Source organism: Actinoplanes sp. NPDC026623 (assembly GCF_040638275.1).
Lineage (GTDB): Bacteria > Actinomycetota > Actinomycetes > Mycobacteriales > Micromonosporaceae > Actinoplanes.
The window spans coordinates 26,343-40,981 of sequence record NZ_JBEZXZ010000066.1 but is presented as its reverse complement, the minus strand read 5'-3'; the positions used below and the strand labels follow the sequence as shown (position 1 = coordinate 40,981).

Below are 14,639 nucleotides of genomic sequence, written 5' to 3'. Positions count from 1 at the left end.
GCCGGCGACCGCCGACCCGGCGTTCCGCAAGGCCGCCGAGGCCTGCCGCGCGCTGGCGCCGACGACGAGCGCGGCGCCTGTCGGCTGATTTCAGCCGCGGCGGAAACCCAGGCAGGTTCGTGGCAGGAGCCTCGCGCCCCGGCCCGCTCAGGGACTCCGTTGGCGAATCCGCAACAGAGTCCCGCTCAGGGCCGGGGCTGCCGGTTCTGCACGTTGTTCCAGGGGTCGGCGCCCTGGTCGTTGCGGCCTTCGGCCTGCTGCCGGCGCCGGCAGGCGACCAGGTGGCCGGCGAGCAGCGCCGGCGGACCGCCCCGGACGCAGGCGTCGGCGCCGGCGGTCAGCACCCCGGTGACCAGGTCGACCGCGGCCGCGTCGTCGACGAGCGCGACGATCGGGATCCGGGCGGGCAGCGCGGCACGCGCGGCGCCGACATCCTGCACGGTGGCGCCGCTGACGAGCACGATCTGTGCGTCGCGTGCGCCGTCCAGGCTGCCGGGGTGGCGCACCAGCCAGCCGGGCGGCAGGTGCCGGGACAGCCCGGCGACCCGGCCCTGATATCCGAGCACGGCGACGACCGGGTTGCAGCGGGGCGAGTTCAGGTCCGGCAGCGGCACGGTCGTGGAGTTCGGGATGAATGTACGATTCGTCTCGTTGAGGTTCAGCTCCAGCAGCATTGCGCGTCCCCCAGGTCCTCGCTCGTCGGCTACCTACCCACCCACCCACCCTCCACCGCCAGCCTGGGTTGCCGATGTACGCCGGCTGTGTGTCTGTTGTCAGTCCTGGGCGCACTGGTGCCGTTGCGCAAACGATTTCAGGCGCATCCTGAAACGTCACGGCCAATGGACCGTCATCTATTGACAACTATCCGCAATGGATTTCACACTCTCCGCAGCGTGCCGAGTCCCTTCTGGACGTCGCGGAGGCATCGATGGCGATAACGATCAAGGATGTGGCCCGGGCGGCCGGGGTGTCGCCGTCCACCGTGTGCCGCGCCCTCTCGACGCCGAACCTGGTCCGCGACGAGACGTGCGAGCGGGTCCGGCGCTCGGCGGCCGAGCTCGGCTACTCCCCCAACCGCGCGGCCCGCGGGCTGATCACCGGGCGCACCGCCAACCTCGGGCTCATCGTGCCGGATCTCGGGAACCCGTTCTTCCCCGGCGTCGTCAAGGGCATCCAGGCGCGGGCCCGCGAGGCCGACTACGCCCTGTTCCTCGCCGACACCGACGAGGATCCGGCCGCCGAGACCCAGCTGGTCCGGACGCTCGCCAAGCAGGTCGACGGCCTCGTGCTGTGCTCGCCCCGGATGAGCGAGCAGGAGTTGCGCGGCTTCGCGGCGCAGACACCCCTGGTCATGCTGAACCGCCGGGTCGGGCGCCTGCCGGCGATCACCTTCGCCAACGTCAACGGCATGCGGCAGGCCGTCACCCACCTGACCGCCCTCGGCCACCGGCGGATCGCGTACGTCGCCGGGCCGCGCACCTCGTGGTCCAACCGCGAACGCGTACGCGGGCTGCGGGCCGCCACCGCCGCGGCCGGCGCCGCGCTCGTCGAGATCGGCCCGGTCCTGCCCCAGTTCGACGGCGGGGTGGCCGCCGCCGACCCGGTGCTCGCCGCCGGCGTCACCGCCGTCATCGCCTACAACGACGTCATCGCGCTGGGCCTGCTCAGCCGCTTCAACGCGCGCGGGATCGCCGTGCCCGCCGAGATCAGCGTGATCGGCTTCGACGACATACCGATGGCGGCGATGGTGCACCCGTCGCTCACCACCGTCGGACTGCCCATGGAGAGCTGCGGCCGGGCCGGCGTCGATCTCCTGCTCGGCCTGCTGCAGGACCCGGCCCGGTTCGGCACCACCCGCCGGGAGCTGGGCACGCAGTTGATGGTCCGGGACTCCACCACAGCGCCGCCGAACGCCTGAAACTCACCTCCCCGAGAAAGGCCGGCCATGCCAGAAATCGCTCGCAGACGCATCGCCACCGCCGCGACCGCGGCCCTGCTGCTGCTCACCGCGTGCAGCGCCCCCGACTCCGGCGGATCCGCACAGGACACCGACGGCGAGGTTCCCGCCAAGCCCGGCAAGGCGGTGACCCTGAACATCCTCGACGTCGCCGGCAACCTGCAGCTCACCCAGCCCATGATCGACGACTTCGTCAGCAGGAACCCCGGCGTGATCAGCAAGGTGACGTACTCGAAGTCGCCGGCGCCCGAACTGGTCGGCAAGGTCAAGGCGCAGCAGAACGCCGGCCGGGTCGACATCGACCTCGTGCTGACCGGCGTCGACGGGCTCTCCGCCGGCATCGAGCAGGGCCTCTGGAACCCGCTGATGACCAGGTACGGCGACCGGCTCCCCGCCGTACGGGATTATCTGCCCGGGGCCGCGGCCATGCAGAAGCTGGCCGGGGACTCCGGGGTGACCGTCACCTACTATCCGTCCGGGCCGCTGATCGAGTTCCTGCCCGCGAAGGTGCCGAACCCGCCGCGGACCGCGGCCGAACTGCTCGCCTACGCCAAGGCGAACCCCGGAGCGGTGCAGTACGCCCGGCCGTCGAACTCCGGGCCCGGCCGCACCCTCCTGATGGGCCTGCCCTACCTGCTCGGCGACGCCGACCCCCGGGATCCGACCGGCGGCTGGACCAAGACCTGGGCCTACCTCGCCGAACTGAACAAGTACGTCACGCTGTACCCGTCCAGCACGGGCGAGACGATGAAGAACCTGGCCAACGGCTCGGCGAAGATCATCGCCTCGACCACCGGCTGGGACATCAACCCGCGGGTCCTCGGCACCGTGCCGAAGGAGGCGGCGATCGGCACCCTCCAGGGCTTCCACTGGGTGACCGACGCGCACTACGCCGTCGTGCCCAAGGGGGTGTCGACCGACAAGCAGGCGGCGATCCTGCTGCTGCTCGCCCACATGCTCACCAAGGAACAGCAGGCCAAGGCCTACGACAAGGGCTACTTCTACCCGGGACCGGCGATCAAGGGCGTCGACCTGTCGATGGCGCCGGCGGAGAGCCAGGCCGCCATCGGGGAGTTCGGCCGGCCCGAGTACACCGCCCTGATCGCCGGCAACCCGCTCGAGGTGCCGCTCGGCTCGAAGGAACTCGTCGCCGCCTTCGACCGGTGGGACCGTGAGATCGGCGGCGCGAAGGTGTCCAAGTGAGACCTGGGCACTTCGACACGCTGCGCCTGGACGGGGTCAGCCGCAGCTTCGGCGGCCACGAGGCGCTCGCCGGGCTGGACCTGACGATCAAGCGGGGCGAGTTCATCGCCCTGCTCGGCCCGTCGGGCTGCGGCAAGTCGACGGCGCTGAACTGCCTGGCCGGGCTGCTGCCGCTGACCCGCGGCAGCATCTGGCAGGACGACGCGCGGCTCGACGTGCTGCCGCCGGAGCGGCGCGGCTTCGGCATGGTGTTCCAGAACTACGCGCTCTTCCCGCACCTGTCGGTCCGCCGCAACGTCGCCTTCGGCCTGCAGATGCGCCGGGTGCCGCGCGCGGAGATCCACCGCCGGGTGGACGAGGCGCTGCGGCTCGTGCACCTGGAGGACCAGGCCGGGAAGCTGCCCGGCCAGCTCTCCGGCGGCCAGCAGCAGCGGGTCGCGATCGCCCGGGCGGTCGTGCTCGAGCCGTCGCTGGTGCTGATGGACGAGCCGCTGTCCAACCTCGACGCGAAGCTGCGGCTGGAGATGCGCACCGAGATCCGCCGGCTGCACCAGTCGCTCGGGCTGACCACCGTCTACGTCACCCACGACCAGGAGGAGGCGCTGTCGCTCGCCGACCGCCTGGTGGTGCTGCGCGCCGGCCGGGTGCAGCAGATCGGCACGCCGGAGCAGTTGCACACCGAGCCGGCCAACTGGCACGTCGCCGACTTCATGGGCTACCGCAACCTGGTGCCGCTGCGGGCCGGGCCGCGCCGCGGCGCCGGCATCGTCGTGGAGATCGAGGGCCGCGAACTCGTCGGCACCCCGGTGGACGATCCCGCGCCGGGCAGCAAGGTGATGGCCGGGATCCGCCCGGAGGACCTGCGGATCGGCCCGGCCGACGCGACGGGGGTGCCGGCCGTGGTCGAGGTGGTCGAATACCAGGGCCGCGAGGTGGCCGTCGAGGCGCGCACCGACGGCGGCATCCCGCTCAACCTGCGCGCGGCCGACCGGCCGGCGGTCGGCGACCGGATCACCGTCACCGTCGAGCCGGCCCGGCTGCTGGTCTTCCCCGCCGGCGGTGAACGATGACCGCCGTCGCCGGCACCGGCCGGCCGGCGCTGCGGCACCGGCTGGCCGAGCGCGGCCTCGACCGGCAGCTGCTCCTGCTGATCCCGGCGGCGCTGTTCGTGGTCACCCTCTTCATCTACCCCTTCCTGTACGGGCTGGGCCTGTCGTTCCAGCCGGTCAAGGGCGGGGCGCTGGGCGCGTACCGGGAGTTCTTCACCGACGCGTACCTGCGGGACACCATCGCCACGACGCTGCGGCTGGCGTTGCCGGCGGCGCTGCTCAACGTGCTCGCCTCGGTGCCGATCGCGTACCGGATGCGCGGGCGGTTCCGCGGCCGCCGGCTGCTGACCACCGTGCTGGTCGTGCCGATCACCCTCGGCACCGTGCTGACCGCGCAGGGCCTGCTGAACTTTCTCGGCCCGACCGGCTGGTTCAACCGGACCCTGCTGAGCGCGGGCCTCGTCGACGCGCCGGTGCGCCTCACCAACAACTACTGGGGCGTCTTCTTCTCGCTGATCATCACCGGCTTCCCGTTCGCGTTCCTGCTGGTGCTGTCCTACCTGTCGGGCATCGACCCCAGCCTGGAGCGGGCCGCGGCGACCCTCGGCGCCGGCGCGTGGCAGCGCTTCCGGCGGATCACGCTGCCGCTGCTGGCGCCCGGCCTGGCCACCACCTTCTGCCTGACGTTCGTGCTGGCGTTCAGCGTGTTCCCGTCGGCCGTGCTGGTCGGCGACCCGTCCGGCACCACCCGGGTGATGTCGATCGCCGCGTACGACGCCGCGTACATCCGCTACGACTATCCCCTGGCCGCCGCGGTCGCGGTGCTGATGGGCCTGGTGGAGCTGCTGGTCATCGCGGCGGTGCTCGGGTGGCGCGCGCTGCTCTACACCGGATCGACGGCGGGGGGCAAGGGCTGATGGCCGCCCGGCGCAGGATCGTGGCCACCCCGGCGGCGTGGCTGATCTGGAGCGCGGTGATCGCGTTCTTCGTCTGCCTGGCCGGCGTCATCGGCTCGGTGGTGGTGAGCTCGTTCGGCACCCAGTGGTTCGACACCTGGCTGCCCGCCGGCTGGACCACCCGGTGGTACGGCCAGTCCTGGCAGGAGTTCACCCTGCTTCCGGTGCTGATCGTGACGCTCGAGGTGTCGGCGCTGGTGGTCGGCCTCTCCCTGCTGATCGGCGTGCCGGCCGCGTACGTGCTGGCCCGGCGCGCCTTCCCGGGCCGCCGGCTGCTCTATCTGCTGTTCCTGCTGCCCATCCTCATGCCGCCGATCACCTACGGCATCCCGCTGGCCACGGTGCTCTACAAGTACGGCTTCGCCGGCCACCTCTCCGGGGTGGTGCTGGCGAACCTGGTGCCGTCGGTGCCGTTCGTGATCCTGACCATGACGCCGTTCATCGAGCAGATCGATCCGGCGGTCGAGCGGGCGGCGCGGATGTGCGGCGCCGGCACCCGGCAGGTCTTCGTCCGGATCCTGGCGCCGCTGCTGGTGCCCGGCATCCTGGCCGCCTCGATCCTGGTGCTGGTCCGCACCGTCGGCATGTTCGAGCTGACCTTCCTCACCGCGGGCCCGGACTCGCAGACGCTTGTCGTCGCCCTCTACTACTCGATGTCGGCCGCCGGGATCCGCGCGCAGCAGTCCATCGACGCGATGGCCGTGATCTACACGTCGATGATGCTGGTGCTGCTCGTGCTGGCGCTGCGCTTCGTCAATCCGACCCAGCTGGTCGCCCGGGTCCGCGAGGACGGGGACTGAGGTGCGGATCACCGGAGCCCGGGTGATCGTGACCTGCCCGGGCCGCAACTTCGTCACCCTGAAGATCGTCACCGACGAGGGCCTCACCGGGGTCGGCGACGCCACCCTCAACGGGCGGGAGCAGGCGGTCGCCGCGTACCTCGAGCAGCACGTCGTGCCCGTGCTGCTCGGCCGCGACCCGGCCCGGATCGAGGACACCTGGCAGGCGCTCTACAAGGGCGCGTACTGGCGGCGCGGGCCGGTGACGATGAGCGCGATCGCGGCCGTCGACACCGCGCTGTGGGACATCAAGGGCAAGGTTGCGGGTCTGCCGGTCTACCAGCTGCTCGGCGGCCGGTCCCGCGACGGCGTGACGGTGTACGGCCACGCCGCCGCCGAGACCGTCGACGACGCGCTGACCGACGTGGCCCGCCTCGTCGACGCCGGCTACCGCGCCGTACGCGTGCAGACCGGCGTGCCCGGCCTCGGCACCACGTACGGGGTGAGCGCCGACCCGCGCACCTACGAGCCCGCCGGATCGGCGCTGCCCGCCGAGGCGGTGTGGTCGACGCCGCGCTACCTGGCGCACGTGCCGGCGGTCTTCGCCCGGGTCCGCGCCGAGTTCGGCCCCGACCTGCGCCTGCTGCACGACGCGCACCACCGGCTGACCCCGATCGAGGCCGCCGCGCTGGGCCGCGACCTCGAGCCGTACCGGCTGACCTGGCTGGAGGATCCGGTCCCGGCGGAGCTGCAGGAGGGTTACCGGCTGATCCGGCAGCACACCACCACGCCGCTGGCCGTCGGCGAGGTCTTCAACAGCATCTGGGACTGCCGGCGGCTGATCACCGAGCAGCTGATCGACTACATCCGCACCAGCGTCGTGCACGCCGGCGGGATCAGCCACCTGCGCCGCATCTTCGACCTGGCGAACCTCTACCACGTCCGCAGCGGTTCGCACGGCGCGACCGACCTGTCGCCGGTGTGCCTGGCCGCCGCGCTGCACGTCGACCTCAGCATCCCGAACTTCGGCCTGCAGGAGTACATGCCGCACAGCGCCGAGACCGACGCGGTGTTCCCGCACGGATACCGCTTCGCCGGCGGCTACCTGCATCCGGCGGAGGAGCCCGGCCTGGGCGTGGACATCGACGAGGACCTCGCCGCGCGGTACCCGTACCGGCCGGCGTCGCTGCCGGTGAACCGCCTCGAGGACGGCACGCTGCACAGCTGGTGAGGGTTCTGACCCGGCCGCCGGGGACGCCGGCCGGACGATCGGCAGGACACCCCTAGGCGTTCCAGGCGTCGATGACCTGGTTGCCGTGCTCGAAGCCGAGCGTGGACAGCGTCGCGGTGCCGAGCTTGAGCAGGCCGCCGCCGCTGGCGGGCAGGCCGATCCAGCGCGCGCCGGTCACCCGCAGCGAGTGACCGTGCGCGATCAGGGCGACGTCGCCGTCGTCCAGGAACGACCGGGCCCGCCCGAGCACCCGGTCCACCCGGGCGGCGACGTCCGGCGGCGACTCGCCGCCGGGCGCGCCGTCGGTCCACAGGGACCAGCCGGGGCGGGTCTCGTGGATGACGGCGGTGGTGATGCCCTCGTACTCGCCGTAGTTCCACTCGGCGAGGTCCTCGGTGGTCTCCGTGACGGTGAGCCCGGCCAGCTCGGCGGTGCGCAGCGCCCGCCGCCGCGGGCTGGAGATCACGGCCGCGAACCGCCGGCCCGCGAGCCGCTCGCCCGCGGCCCGCGCCTGCCGCTCGCCGTCCCCGGTCAGCTCCAGATCCGTGTACGAGGTGTGGCGCCCGGCCGCACTCCACTCGGTCTGCCCGTGCCGGATGAGCACGATCTCCCCCATGACGGCCCCCTTCGGCTCCCGTGTATTTCTACCGCGTCAGCCGGCCAACAGGTCCTCGAACGACGTGGTGAGCACGAACGGATCCGCGACCGTCGCGGGCTCGCGGCGGTCGACCTCGCGGGCCAGCTCGCCGGCGGCCCGCCGGATCCGGCCGCGCAGCTGACCCTCGGACTCGTCGCCGCCCCAGTCCTGGGTGGCCGCGAAGACCGAGGTCGGCACGGTGACCGCCCGCAGGTAGGCGAACATCGGCCGGATGGCGTGCTCGAGCGCGAGCGAATGCCGGGTCGTGCCGCCGGTCGCCGCGATCAGCACCGGCTTGTCGGCCAGGACGTCCTTGCCCAGGACGTCGAAGAACGACTTGAACAGCCCGCTGTAGGACGCGTTGAAGACCGGGGTCACCGCGATGAGCGCGTCGGCGGCCTCGACGGCGTCGATCGCGTCCTTGAGCGCGGCCGGCGGGAAGCCGGTCAGCATGTGGTTCATCAGGTCGTGCGCGAGGTCGCGCAGCTCGATCACCCGGACGCTCAGCCGCACGCCGAGGCCCTCGGCCGCGCCCACCGCCGCCGCGGACAACCGGTCCGCGAGCAGGCGGGTGGACGAGGGCTCGCTCAGGCCCGCCGAGACGACCACGAGGTTGCGCTGCCTCATGCCTGCACCGCCTCCTGCTGCTGTTCCGCCTGCTTCGCCGCGGCGAGCAGGGACGCGTGGGTCGGCGCCTCGGGGACGTGCGCGGGCCTCAGCGCCGCGAACTCACGCCGCAGCACCGGGACGACCTCCTCGCCGAGCAGGTCGAGCTGCTCGAGCACCGTCTTCAGCGGCAGGCCGGCGTGGTCCAGCAGGAACAGCTGCCGCTGGTAGTCGCCGACGTAGTCGCGGAAGCCCAGGGTGCGGTCGATGACCTGCTGGGGGCTGCCGACGGTCAGCGGGGTCTCCCGGGTGAAGTCCTCCAGCGAGGGGCCGTGCCCGTACACGGGCGCGTTGTCGAAGTAGGGGCGGAACTCGTTCACCGCGTCCTGCGAGTTCCTGCGCATGAAGACCTGCCCGCCGAGGCCGACGATCGCCTGGTCCGCGCCGCCGTGGCCGTAGTGCGCGTAGCGCTCGCGGTACAGGGCGACCATCCGCTGGGTGTGCGAGGCCGGCCAGAAGATGTGGTTGGCGAAGTAGCCGTCGCCGTAGAACGCGGCCTGCTCGGCGATCTCCGGGCTGCGGATCGAGCCGTGCCAGACGAACGGCGGGATCCCGTCGAGCGGGCGCGGCGTCGAGGTGAACGACTGCAGCGGCGTGCGGTACTTGCCGCTCCAGTCGACGGTGTGCTCGCGCCACAGCCGGTGCAGCAGCGCGTAGTTCTCGACCGCGAGGGGGATGCCGGCGCGGATGTCCTTGCCGAACCACGGGTAGACCGGGCCGGTGTTGCCCCGGCCCATCATCAGGTCGACCCGCCCGTCGGCGAGATGCTGCAGCATCGCGTAGTCCTCGGCGATCTTGACCGGGTCGTTGGTCGTGATCAGCGTGGTGGACGTCGAGAGCAGCAGCCGCTCGGTCTGCGCGGCGATGTAGCCGAGCATCGTGGTGGGCGACGACGGCACGAACGGCTCGTTGTGGTGCTCGCCCATCGCGAAGACGTCGAGGCCGACCTCCTCCGCCTTCCTGGCGATCGCCACCATCGACTTGATTCGCGTCTGCTCGGTCGGCGCCCGCCCGTTCGTGGGGTCGGGCGTGACGTCGCCGACGGTGAAGATCCCGAACTGCATGACCGCTCCTGAGCTTCGGCCGGGCCCGTCGTCCCGGACTGACCCGCACAACGTCTTTGACGCGTCAACTATTTCATAGTCAGAGAGTTGCCGTGAAGCGAGGCCTGGGTCACAGCGCGGCGACCAGCGCGCCCAGCCCGGACGCCTGGGTGCGCCAGTCCCGGGCGTTCGGGTAGCCCGCCGGCGACAGCCCGTTCCACCGCTGCCCGATCCGGTTGAGCGGGTCCCGGTCCGCGGCCCAGATGCTGTCCGCCTGGGTACGGGCATAGCCGCGGTAGCCGGCCGCGCCCGTGGCGTCCGCGAGATCGCCCAGGTACCGCATGAAGACGCCCTTGAACTGCTTGCCGTTGTCGTCGCACGTCGTCGTCGGCGAGTCGCAGGACTCGGTGAGAAGGCCGCCCTTGGTGAGCACCGGGCTCGCCATCGCGGCGTCCGCCAGCCGCCGCGACGCGGCGAGCACCGAGGCGTCGCCGGTGGCCCGCCACACCTCGAGCGAGGCGCCGATCGCCAGCCCCTGGTTGTAGGTGTGCACGGTCTGCCCGTTGTTAGCGCAGCCGCCGGTGAGCCCGTCGTTGACCAGCCCCGACCCGTTGATCATGCCGCTGTTCGCGAACCAGTTCCACCCGGTCGTCGCCCGGCCCAGCCAGGTCGTGTCCCCCGGGATCCGGTTGTGCAGCGCCGCCGCGAGCCGCACGTACAGCCCGGCCGTCACCGCGTTCTTGTAGGTGCGCTCCCGGTCCCACCACACGCCCCCGCCACAGGTGGAGGTGTCCCAGAAGCCGTGCACGTAGTTCGCGATCGTCACCGCCTCGGCCCGGAACTTCGGATCCCCGGTCAGGTCGTACGCCTGCACCCAGGCGATGCCCCACCAGGCGGCATCGTCGATCGCCCGGCTGATGAAGTGCCCCTCGATCGGGTCACCGCTCCTCACCCCGGCCGGGAACGCAACCCTGTTGACCTCGAACGTCCGGTCCACGATCCACCGGTAGTCGGTCCGCCCGCTCCTGCGCATCCAGTCCATCAGCGTCGTGACGGCGACCGCGGAGTTCCACCAGCTCGACAACCACCACGCCGCGTCCGGCTGATACGCCCACATGAGCGCGTCCGCCGCCGCACCCGCCCGGTCGTTCGCGGGCCGGGCCCAGGCCGTACAGCTTCCGCCGGGGCCGGTGACCGCCCGGCCGCAGGCACGCAGCGCGCCGCCGTACAGCAGGATCCTGGGTTCCCGTGCCGCGAAGAGCGCGGTGCGCGCGGAGCCGGCGCCCGCCGGGGTGCCGGTCCGCCCGAGCGACGACCCGCCCGGCCAGCTCGCGCCCTCGTCCCACGACCGGTCGAGCCACACCTCGTCCCCGGCGGCCCCGCCGGCGATCGTCGCCCAGGCCATCCCCCGGCCGTCGACGTGCAGGGCGATGGTCCGGCCGCTCAACGTGGTCGGCGCGACCGGCCGGGTGTCGCCGGAGTTGGCGGTCTCGCCGTCGCAGCCGGCGTCGCAGGCCTTCAGCGGCACCCAGTCGGTGCACTGGATGCCCGCGGCGTCGCCGCACGCCCGGAGCATGCCGCGCCGATGATGGGCGGGGTCCGCGAGGTTGTACATCAGCGTGCGGGTGCCGGCCCAGGTGCCGGGGATGCTCGCCTTGCCGAGCAGCCCGTCCCAGCTCGACCCGCCGTCGAAGGTCCGGTCCAGCCAGACCGAATCCCCGGCGGTGCCGAGATCGATGCTGCCCCAGGCCATGGCGTCGGCCTCGGAGTAGTGCAGGGAGATCCGCCGCCCGTTCTGAATCCGGTCCGGCACCGGGAACGTGTCCTGCCGCGCGGTCGACGGATTCCTGGTGTCACAGGAGACGGCACAGACGGTCGCGGCGAGGGGGACCGGCGCGGCCCCCGCCGGCTGGGCCTGCTGACCGGCCAGGACGAGGGCGACGATGGTGAGGACGGCTCGCTTCATACGGGTGCTCCGCTTCTCTCCCCACATATTGACAACCGTCGACATATTTCGACAAGGCTTGTTAACAGATCGATCGGGGTGCGCTCGACCGCCGACGAACGGCGTGCACTCGTGGCCGCCCGGGCCGTTCCCCAATTCACCGCCCATGGACGAACATCACCCGGACGCCCCGCCCGAGTCCCGGGAGGCTCTCTTGCCCCGCATGTCCAGGCCCGCCCGCAAGGTATGGCGGTGGCTCGCCGTCGGTACCGCCGTCACCGCGACCGCCGCAGCCGGGATGGGTGTCGCCTCCGCGGCGACCGCACCGGCACCGACGGTCCAGCTGACGAAGGTCTACTACAACTCGCCCGGCAGCGACACCCGCACCACCACCAGCCTCAATGCCGAATACATTCGGCTCACCAACCAGAGCCGGGCCACGATCAACCTCAAGGGCTGGACGGTCCGCGACGCCACCGGCCACACCTACACGTTCGGTTCCTACAACCTCGGCGCCGGCAAGCGGGTGTACGTGCACACCGGCAAGGGCACCAACGGCCGGCCCGACGCCCAGCACCTCTACTGGCGGTCCGGGAACTACATCTGGAACAACACCGGCGACACCGCCACCCTGCGCAACAGCGCGGGCAAGACGGCGCACACCTGCAAGTGGGGCAGCAAGGGCGCGTACACGTACTGCGGGGTGACCGAGAAGCCCGCCCCGACAACGCCGACCCCGCCGCGGCCCACACAGCCGACGACGAAACCTCCCACGACAGCGCCGACGACAGCCCCGACGACACCCCCTGTGACCACATGGCCGCCGGACCCGACGCCCCCGGCGATCGGCTGACGGTACGGTTGGGCTCCGAATTCGAATCCGACATCGCCCTGATGTAGTGCTGAGGACCGGCAGGGATTCACATCGCCGCCGAGCCGCGCGGGTGCCGGCTCCTCCCCCACGGCGAGGCTTGAGGAAACGACATGACCGATCGCGCCGTCCTCGTCGACATCGACGGCACTCTCGCGTTGCGCACCGGGAGCCGGTCGCCGTTCGACTGGTCCCGGGTCGGCGAGGACGAACCCAACCCGCCCGTCATCGAGCTCGTCCAGCTCGTCCACCGGGCGGGCCTGCACAAGCTGATCCTCATGTCCGGACGCGACGAGGTGTGCCGCCGGCAGACCGAGATGTGGCTCGACGCTCAGGCCGTCCCGTTCGACGAGCTGCACATGCGCGCGGCCGGGGACAACCGCAAGGACTTCATCGTCAAGAAGGAGCTGTACCGCCGGCACGTCAGGCCCCGGTTCGAGGTCGCGTTCGTCCTCGACGACCGGCAGCAGGTCGTGCGCATGTGGCGCGGCCTCGGCCTGCCCGTCTTCCAGGTCGCCGAGGGGAACTTCTGATCCGCACGACGAACGGCCCGCGACCACCTGGGGATTGGGGTGGGCGCGGGCCGTCGTGTCCGGCTCAGCGGCCCTGGAGGCCCTTGACGTTCTCGCCGAAGGTCCAGTTGCGCGAGCCGTCCCAGTTGGCCGACCAGGTCATCAGGCCCTTGATGCCGGGGACGCTGTTGTAGGCCTGGCTGACCAGCGACGGCGTCATGTACCCGCCGCCGGCGCCGGACTGCGCGGGCAGGCCCGGAACCTGCTTGTCGTACGGGACCCGGATGGTGGTGCCCTGGATGGTCAGGCCGTTGTTGAGGCACTGGGTCTGCACGGTGAAGCCCTGCACCGTGCCGGCCGAGTAGGAGTCGCCGGAGCAGCCGTACATCGAGCCGTTGTAGTACTGCATGTTGAGCCACCACAGCCGGCCGTTGTCGGCGTACTTCTTGATGATCGGCAGGTAGGAGCCCCAGATCGAGCCGTAGGTGACGCTGCCGCCGGTGACGTACGCGGTCTCGGGCGCCATGGTGAGGCCGAAGTTGGACGGCATCGCCGCGAGCACGCCGTCGATGATGCGAATCAGGTTCGCCTGCGACGCCGACAGCGTGGTGATGCTGCCGCTGCCGGTCAGCCCGGTCTCGATGTCGATGTCGATGCCGTCGAAGTTGTACGCCTTGAGGATCGGCACGATCGTCGCCACGAACCGGTCGGCGACGGCGCTGGAGCTCAGGTCGATGCCGGCCGCCGCGCCGCCGATGGACATCAACAGGGTGGCGCCGTTCGCCTTGGCGGAGCACATCTCGGCGGGCGTCGAGACCTTCACGCTCGCGTCCATGCCGTTCTCCCACAGGACCGTGCCGTCCGAGCGGATGACCGGGAACGCCGCGTTGATGACGTTGTAGCCGTGCTGCTTCAGCCGGCTGTCGTTGATCGGCACCCAGCCGAAGCCGGGGTGCACGCCGTTGCTCGAGCCGTCCCAGTTCTCCCAGTACCCGACGAGGACCTTGCCGGACGGCCGCGACTTCACGGCGCAGGTGTTACCGCCGGGCGGGGTGGTGGGCGGCGTCGTCGGCGGGGTCGTGGGCGGCGTGGTGGGTGGGGTCGTGGGCGGCGTGGTCGGCGGGGTGGTCGGCGGGGTCGTGCCGCCCGTGCAGGCGCCGAGGTCGCGCCAGAGCGACGGGGTCGCGGCCGGGTTCCAGCCCGCGCCCGCGTACGCCGTATGAGTGACCAGAGCGGAGTAGAGCCTGCCGCCGTAGGTCACCTGGGTCCCGACGGTGTAGGTGTTGCCCTCGGCCCAGGCCGGCGCCGAGCAGGCGACGGCGGCGCTCAGCGGCACACCGGACACCGCGGCCATGCCGTCCGGCGCGGCGATCACGGCGGTCGCCACGGTCATCGCGGCACCCGCCAGCAGCGCTAATACGGTACGTCGTCTTCTCATGGCCACTCCCTGACGCATCGATGACCGGCTCGGTCCCCCACATCTTCACGTTCGTGAACTTAAATATCAAGGGTTGTTAACAGATCGAGGGTCATCGGGTGTCCATTGACGTCCGCGCGCGGAATGTGATCCCCTACCTTCCCCTTCCGTGCCAACGGACTTTCCCCTATACGGGGGACCAGGTTGGCCCGGCTGCGCGACAATACAAAAGAATGCCTGGCAAAGTGTGCCTGCGCGGCGCCGGTCGGACCGGCGCCGCAGGATGTCGTTGTTTGCAGGGCGCATTGCGGGGAGAAGCCAGCCCCTAAACTGGAGGAAGTGGCCGTTTCGGGCGCGCCTTCCCAAACCGCCG

14 protein-coding genes are annotated in these 14,639 nt (G+C 71.4%); 8 read left to right on the top strand and 6 right to left on the bottom strand.

The features are described 5' to 3' along the window. Positions 1-185: 185 nt before the first annotated feature. The gene (locus AB0F10_RS20820) at positions 186-674 is read right to left on the bottom strand and encodes a hypothetical protein (RefSeq protein WP_360627245.1); all 489 of its coding nucleotides are present in this window, start codon (positions 672-674) and stop codon (positions 186-188) included. A 254-nt stretch (positions 675-928) separates the two neighbouring features. On the opposite strand from AB0F10_RS20820, the gene AB0F10_RS20815 reads away from it, so the two are divergent. Genes AB0F10_RS20815 through manD form a run of 6 tightly spaced genes read left to right on the top strand, consistent with a single transcriptional unit; the run spans position 929 to position 7,175 of the window. Beyond that, positions 929-1,918: a LacI family DNA-binding transcriptional regulator gene (locus AB0F10_RS20815; RefSeq protein WP_360627242.1), complete on the top strand. Its 990-nt coding sequence runs from the start codon at positions 929-931 to the stop codon at positions 1,916-1,918. A gap of 27 nt (positions 1,919-1,945) precedes the next feature. After that, positions 1,946-3,160, top strand: coding sequence for an extracellular solute-binding protein (locus AB0F10_RS20810; RefSeq protein WP_360627239.1), 1,215 nt, complete (start codon positions 1,946-1,948; stop codon positions 3,158-3,160). Next, positions 3,157-4,230, top strand: coding sequence for an ABC transporter ATP-binding protein (locus AB0F10_RS20805; RefSeq protein WP_360627236.1), 1,074 nt, complete (start codon positions 3,157-3,159; stop codon positions 4,228-4,230). Before AB0F10_RS20810 ends, AB0F10_RS20805 begins: the two co-directional genes overlap by 4 nt. Continuing rightward, complete coding sequence (locus AB0F10_RS20800) at positions 4,227-5,126, top strand: sugar ABC transporter permease (RefSeq protein WP_360627233.1); 900 nt, start codon at positions 4,227-4,229, stop codon at positions 5,124-5,126. Before AB0F10_RS20805 ends, AB0F10_RS20800 begins: the two co-directional genes overlap by 4 nt. Beyond that, a complete protein-coding gene (locus tag AB0F10_RS20795; protein WP_360627227.1) occupies positions 5,126-5,965 on the top strand; it encodes an ABC transporter permease subunit in 840 nt (279 codons plus the stop codon). The genes AB0F10_RS20800 and AB0F10_RS20795 overlap by 1 nt, the downstream gene beginning before the upstream one ends. Before the next feature lies 1 nt (position 5,966). Further along, positions 5,967-7,175, top strand: coding sequence for a D-mannonate dehydratase ManD (manD, locus tag AB0F10_RS20790; protein WP_360627224.1), 1,209 nt, complete (start codon positions 5,967-5,969; stop codon positions 7,173-7,175). Between the two features lie 52 nt (positions 7,176-7,227). Here the strand turns inward: manD and AB0F10_RS20785 are convergent, their stop codons facing one another. The 4 genes from AB0F10_RS20785 to AB0F10_RS20770 form a co-directional block, all read right to left on the bottom strand. Beyond that, the gene (locus AB0F10_RS20785) at positions 7,228-7,791 is read right to left on the bottom strand and encodes a histidine phosphatase family protein (RefSeq protein WP_360627221.1); all 564 of its coding nucleotides are present in this window, start codon (positions 7,789-7,791) and stop codon (positions 7,228-7,230) included. Positions 7,792-7,827: 36 nt separating this feature from the next. After that, on the bottom strand, positions 7,828-8,439 hold the full coding sequence (locus AB0F10_RS20780) for an FMN reductase (protein WP_360627218.1): 612 nt from the start codon (positions 8,437-8,439) through the stop codon (positions 7,828-7,830). Continuing rightward, complete coding sequence (locus tag AB0F10_RS20775) at positions 8,436-9,542, bottom strand: LLM class flavin-dependent oxidoreductase (RefSeq protein WP_360627215.1); 1,107 nt, start codon at positions 9,540-9,542, stop codon at positions 8,436-8,438. Before AB0F10_RS20775 ends, AB0F10_RS20780 begins: the two co-directional genes overlap by 4 nt. 109 nt (positions 9,543-9,651) lie before the next feature. Continuing rightward, positions 9,652-11,487, bottom strand: a complete 1,836-nt coding sequence (locus AB0F10_RS20770; protein ID WP_360627212.1) for a glycoside hydrolase family 76 protein — start codon at positions 11,485-11,487, stop codon at positions 9,652-9,654. A gap of 202 nt (positions 11,488-11,689) precedes the next feature. On the opposite strand from AB0F10_RS20770, the gene AB0F10_RS20765 reads away from it, so the two are divergent. Together AB0F10_RS20765 and AB0F10_RS20760 are read left to right on the top strand one after the other, a co-directional pair. Continuing rightward, positions 11,690-12,319 carry a lamin tail domain-containing protein gene (locus tag AB0F10_RS20765; RefSeq protein WP_360627209.1) on the top strand — a complete coding sequence of 210 codons (630 nt, stop codon included), beginning with the start codon at positions 11,690-11,692 and terminating at the stop codon, positions 12,317-12,319. 131 nt (positions 12,320-12,450) lie between these two features. Then, entirely contained in the window at positions 12,451-12,870 is a 420-nt protein-coding gene (locus AB0F10_RS20760) for a hypothetical protein (RefSeq protein WP_360627206.1), read from the top strand. A 64-nt stretch (positions 12,871-12,934) separates the two neighbouring features. Here AB0F10_RS20760 and AB0F10_RS20755 read toward each other — a convergent pair whose 3' ends face one another. Further along, positions 12,935-14,287 carry a carbohydrate-binding protein gene (locus AB0F10_RS20755; RefSeq protein WP_360627203.1) on the bottom strand — a complete coding sequence of 451 codons (1,353 nt, stop codon included), beginning with the start codon at positions 14,285-14,287 and terminating at the stop codon, positions 12,935-12,937. Positions 14,288-14,639: the final 352 nt, after the last annotated feature.

Coding starts and splice junctions, on each gene's coding strand:
- AB0F10_RS20780 (WP_360627218.1), bottom strand. CDS start 8,439: ATGAGGCAGCGCAACCTCGTGGTCGTCTCGGCGGGCCTGAGCGAGCCC.
- AB0F10_RS20820 (WP_360627245.1), bottom strand. CDS start 674: ATGCTGCTGGAGCTGAACCTCAACGAGACGAATCGTACATTCATCCCG.
- AB0F10_RS20785 (WP_360627221.1), bottom strand. CDS start 7,791: ATGGGGGAGATCGTGCTCATCCGGCACGGGCAGACCGAGTGGAGTGCG.
- AB0F10_RS20755 (WP_360627203.1), bottom strand. CDS start 14,287: ATGAGAAGACGACGTACCGTATTAGCGCTGCTGGCGGGTGCCGCGATG.
- AB0F10_RS20800 (WP_360627233.1), top strand. CDS start 4,227: ATGACCGCCGTCGCCGGCACCGGCCGGCCGGCGCTGCGGCACCGGCTG.
- AB0F10_RS20775 (WP_360627215.1), bottom strand. CDS start 9,542: ATGCAGTTCGGGATCTTCACCGTCGGCGACGTCACGCCCGACCCCACG.
- AB0F10_RS20810 (WP_360627239.1), top strand. CDS start 1,946: ATGCCAGAAATCGCTCGCAGACGCATCGCCACCGCCGCGACCGCGGCC.
- AB0F10_RS20770 (WP_360627212.1), bottom strand. CDS start 11,487: ATGAAGCGAGCCGTCCTCACCATCGTCGCCCTCGTCCTGGCCGGTCAG.
- AB0F10_RS20815 (WP_360627242.1), top strand. CDS start 929: ATGGCGATAACGATCAAGGATGTGGCCCGGGCGGCCGGGGTGTCGCCG.
- AB0F10_RS20795 (WP_360627227.1), top strand. CDS start 5,126: ATGGCCGCCCGGCGCAGGATCGTGGCCACCCCGGCGGCGTGGCTGATC.
- AB0F10_RS20765 (WP_360627209.1), top strand. CDS start 11,690: ATGTCCAGGCCCGCCCGCAAGGTATGGCGGTGGCTCGCCGTCGGTACC.
- AB0F10_RS20760 (WP_360627206.1), top strand. CDS start 12,451: ATGACCGATCGCGCCGTCCTCGTCGACATCGACGGCACTCTCGCGTTG.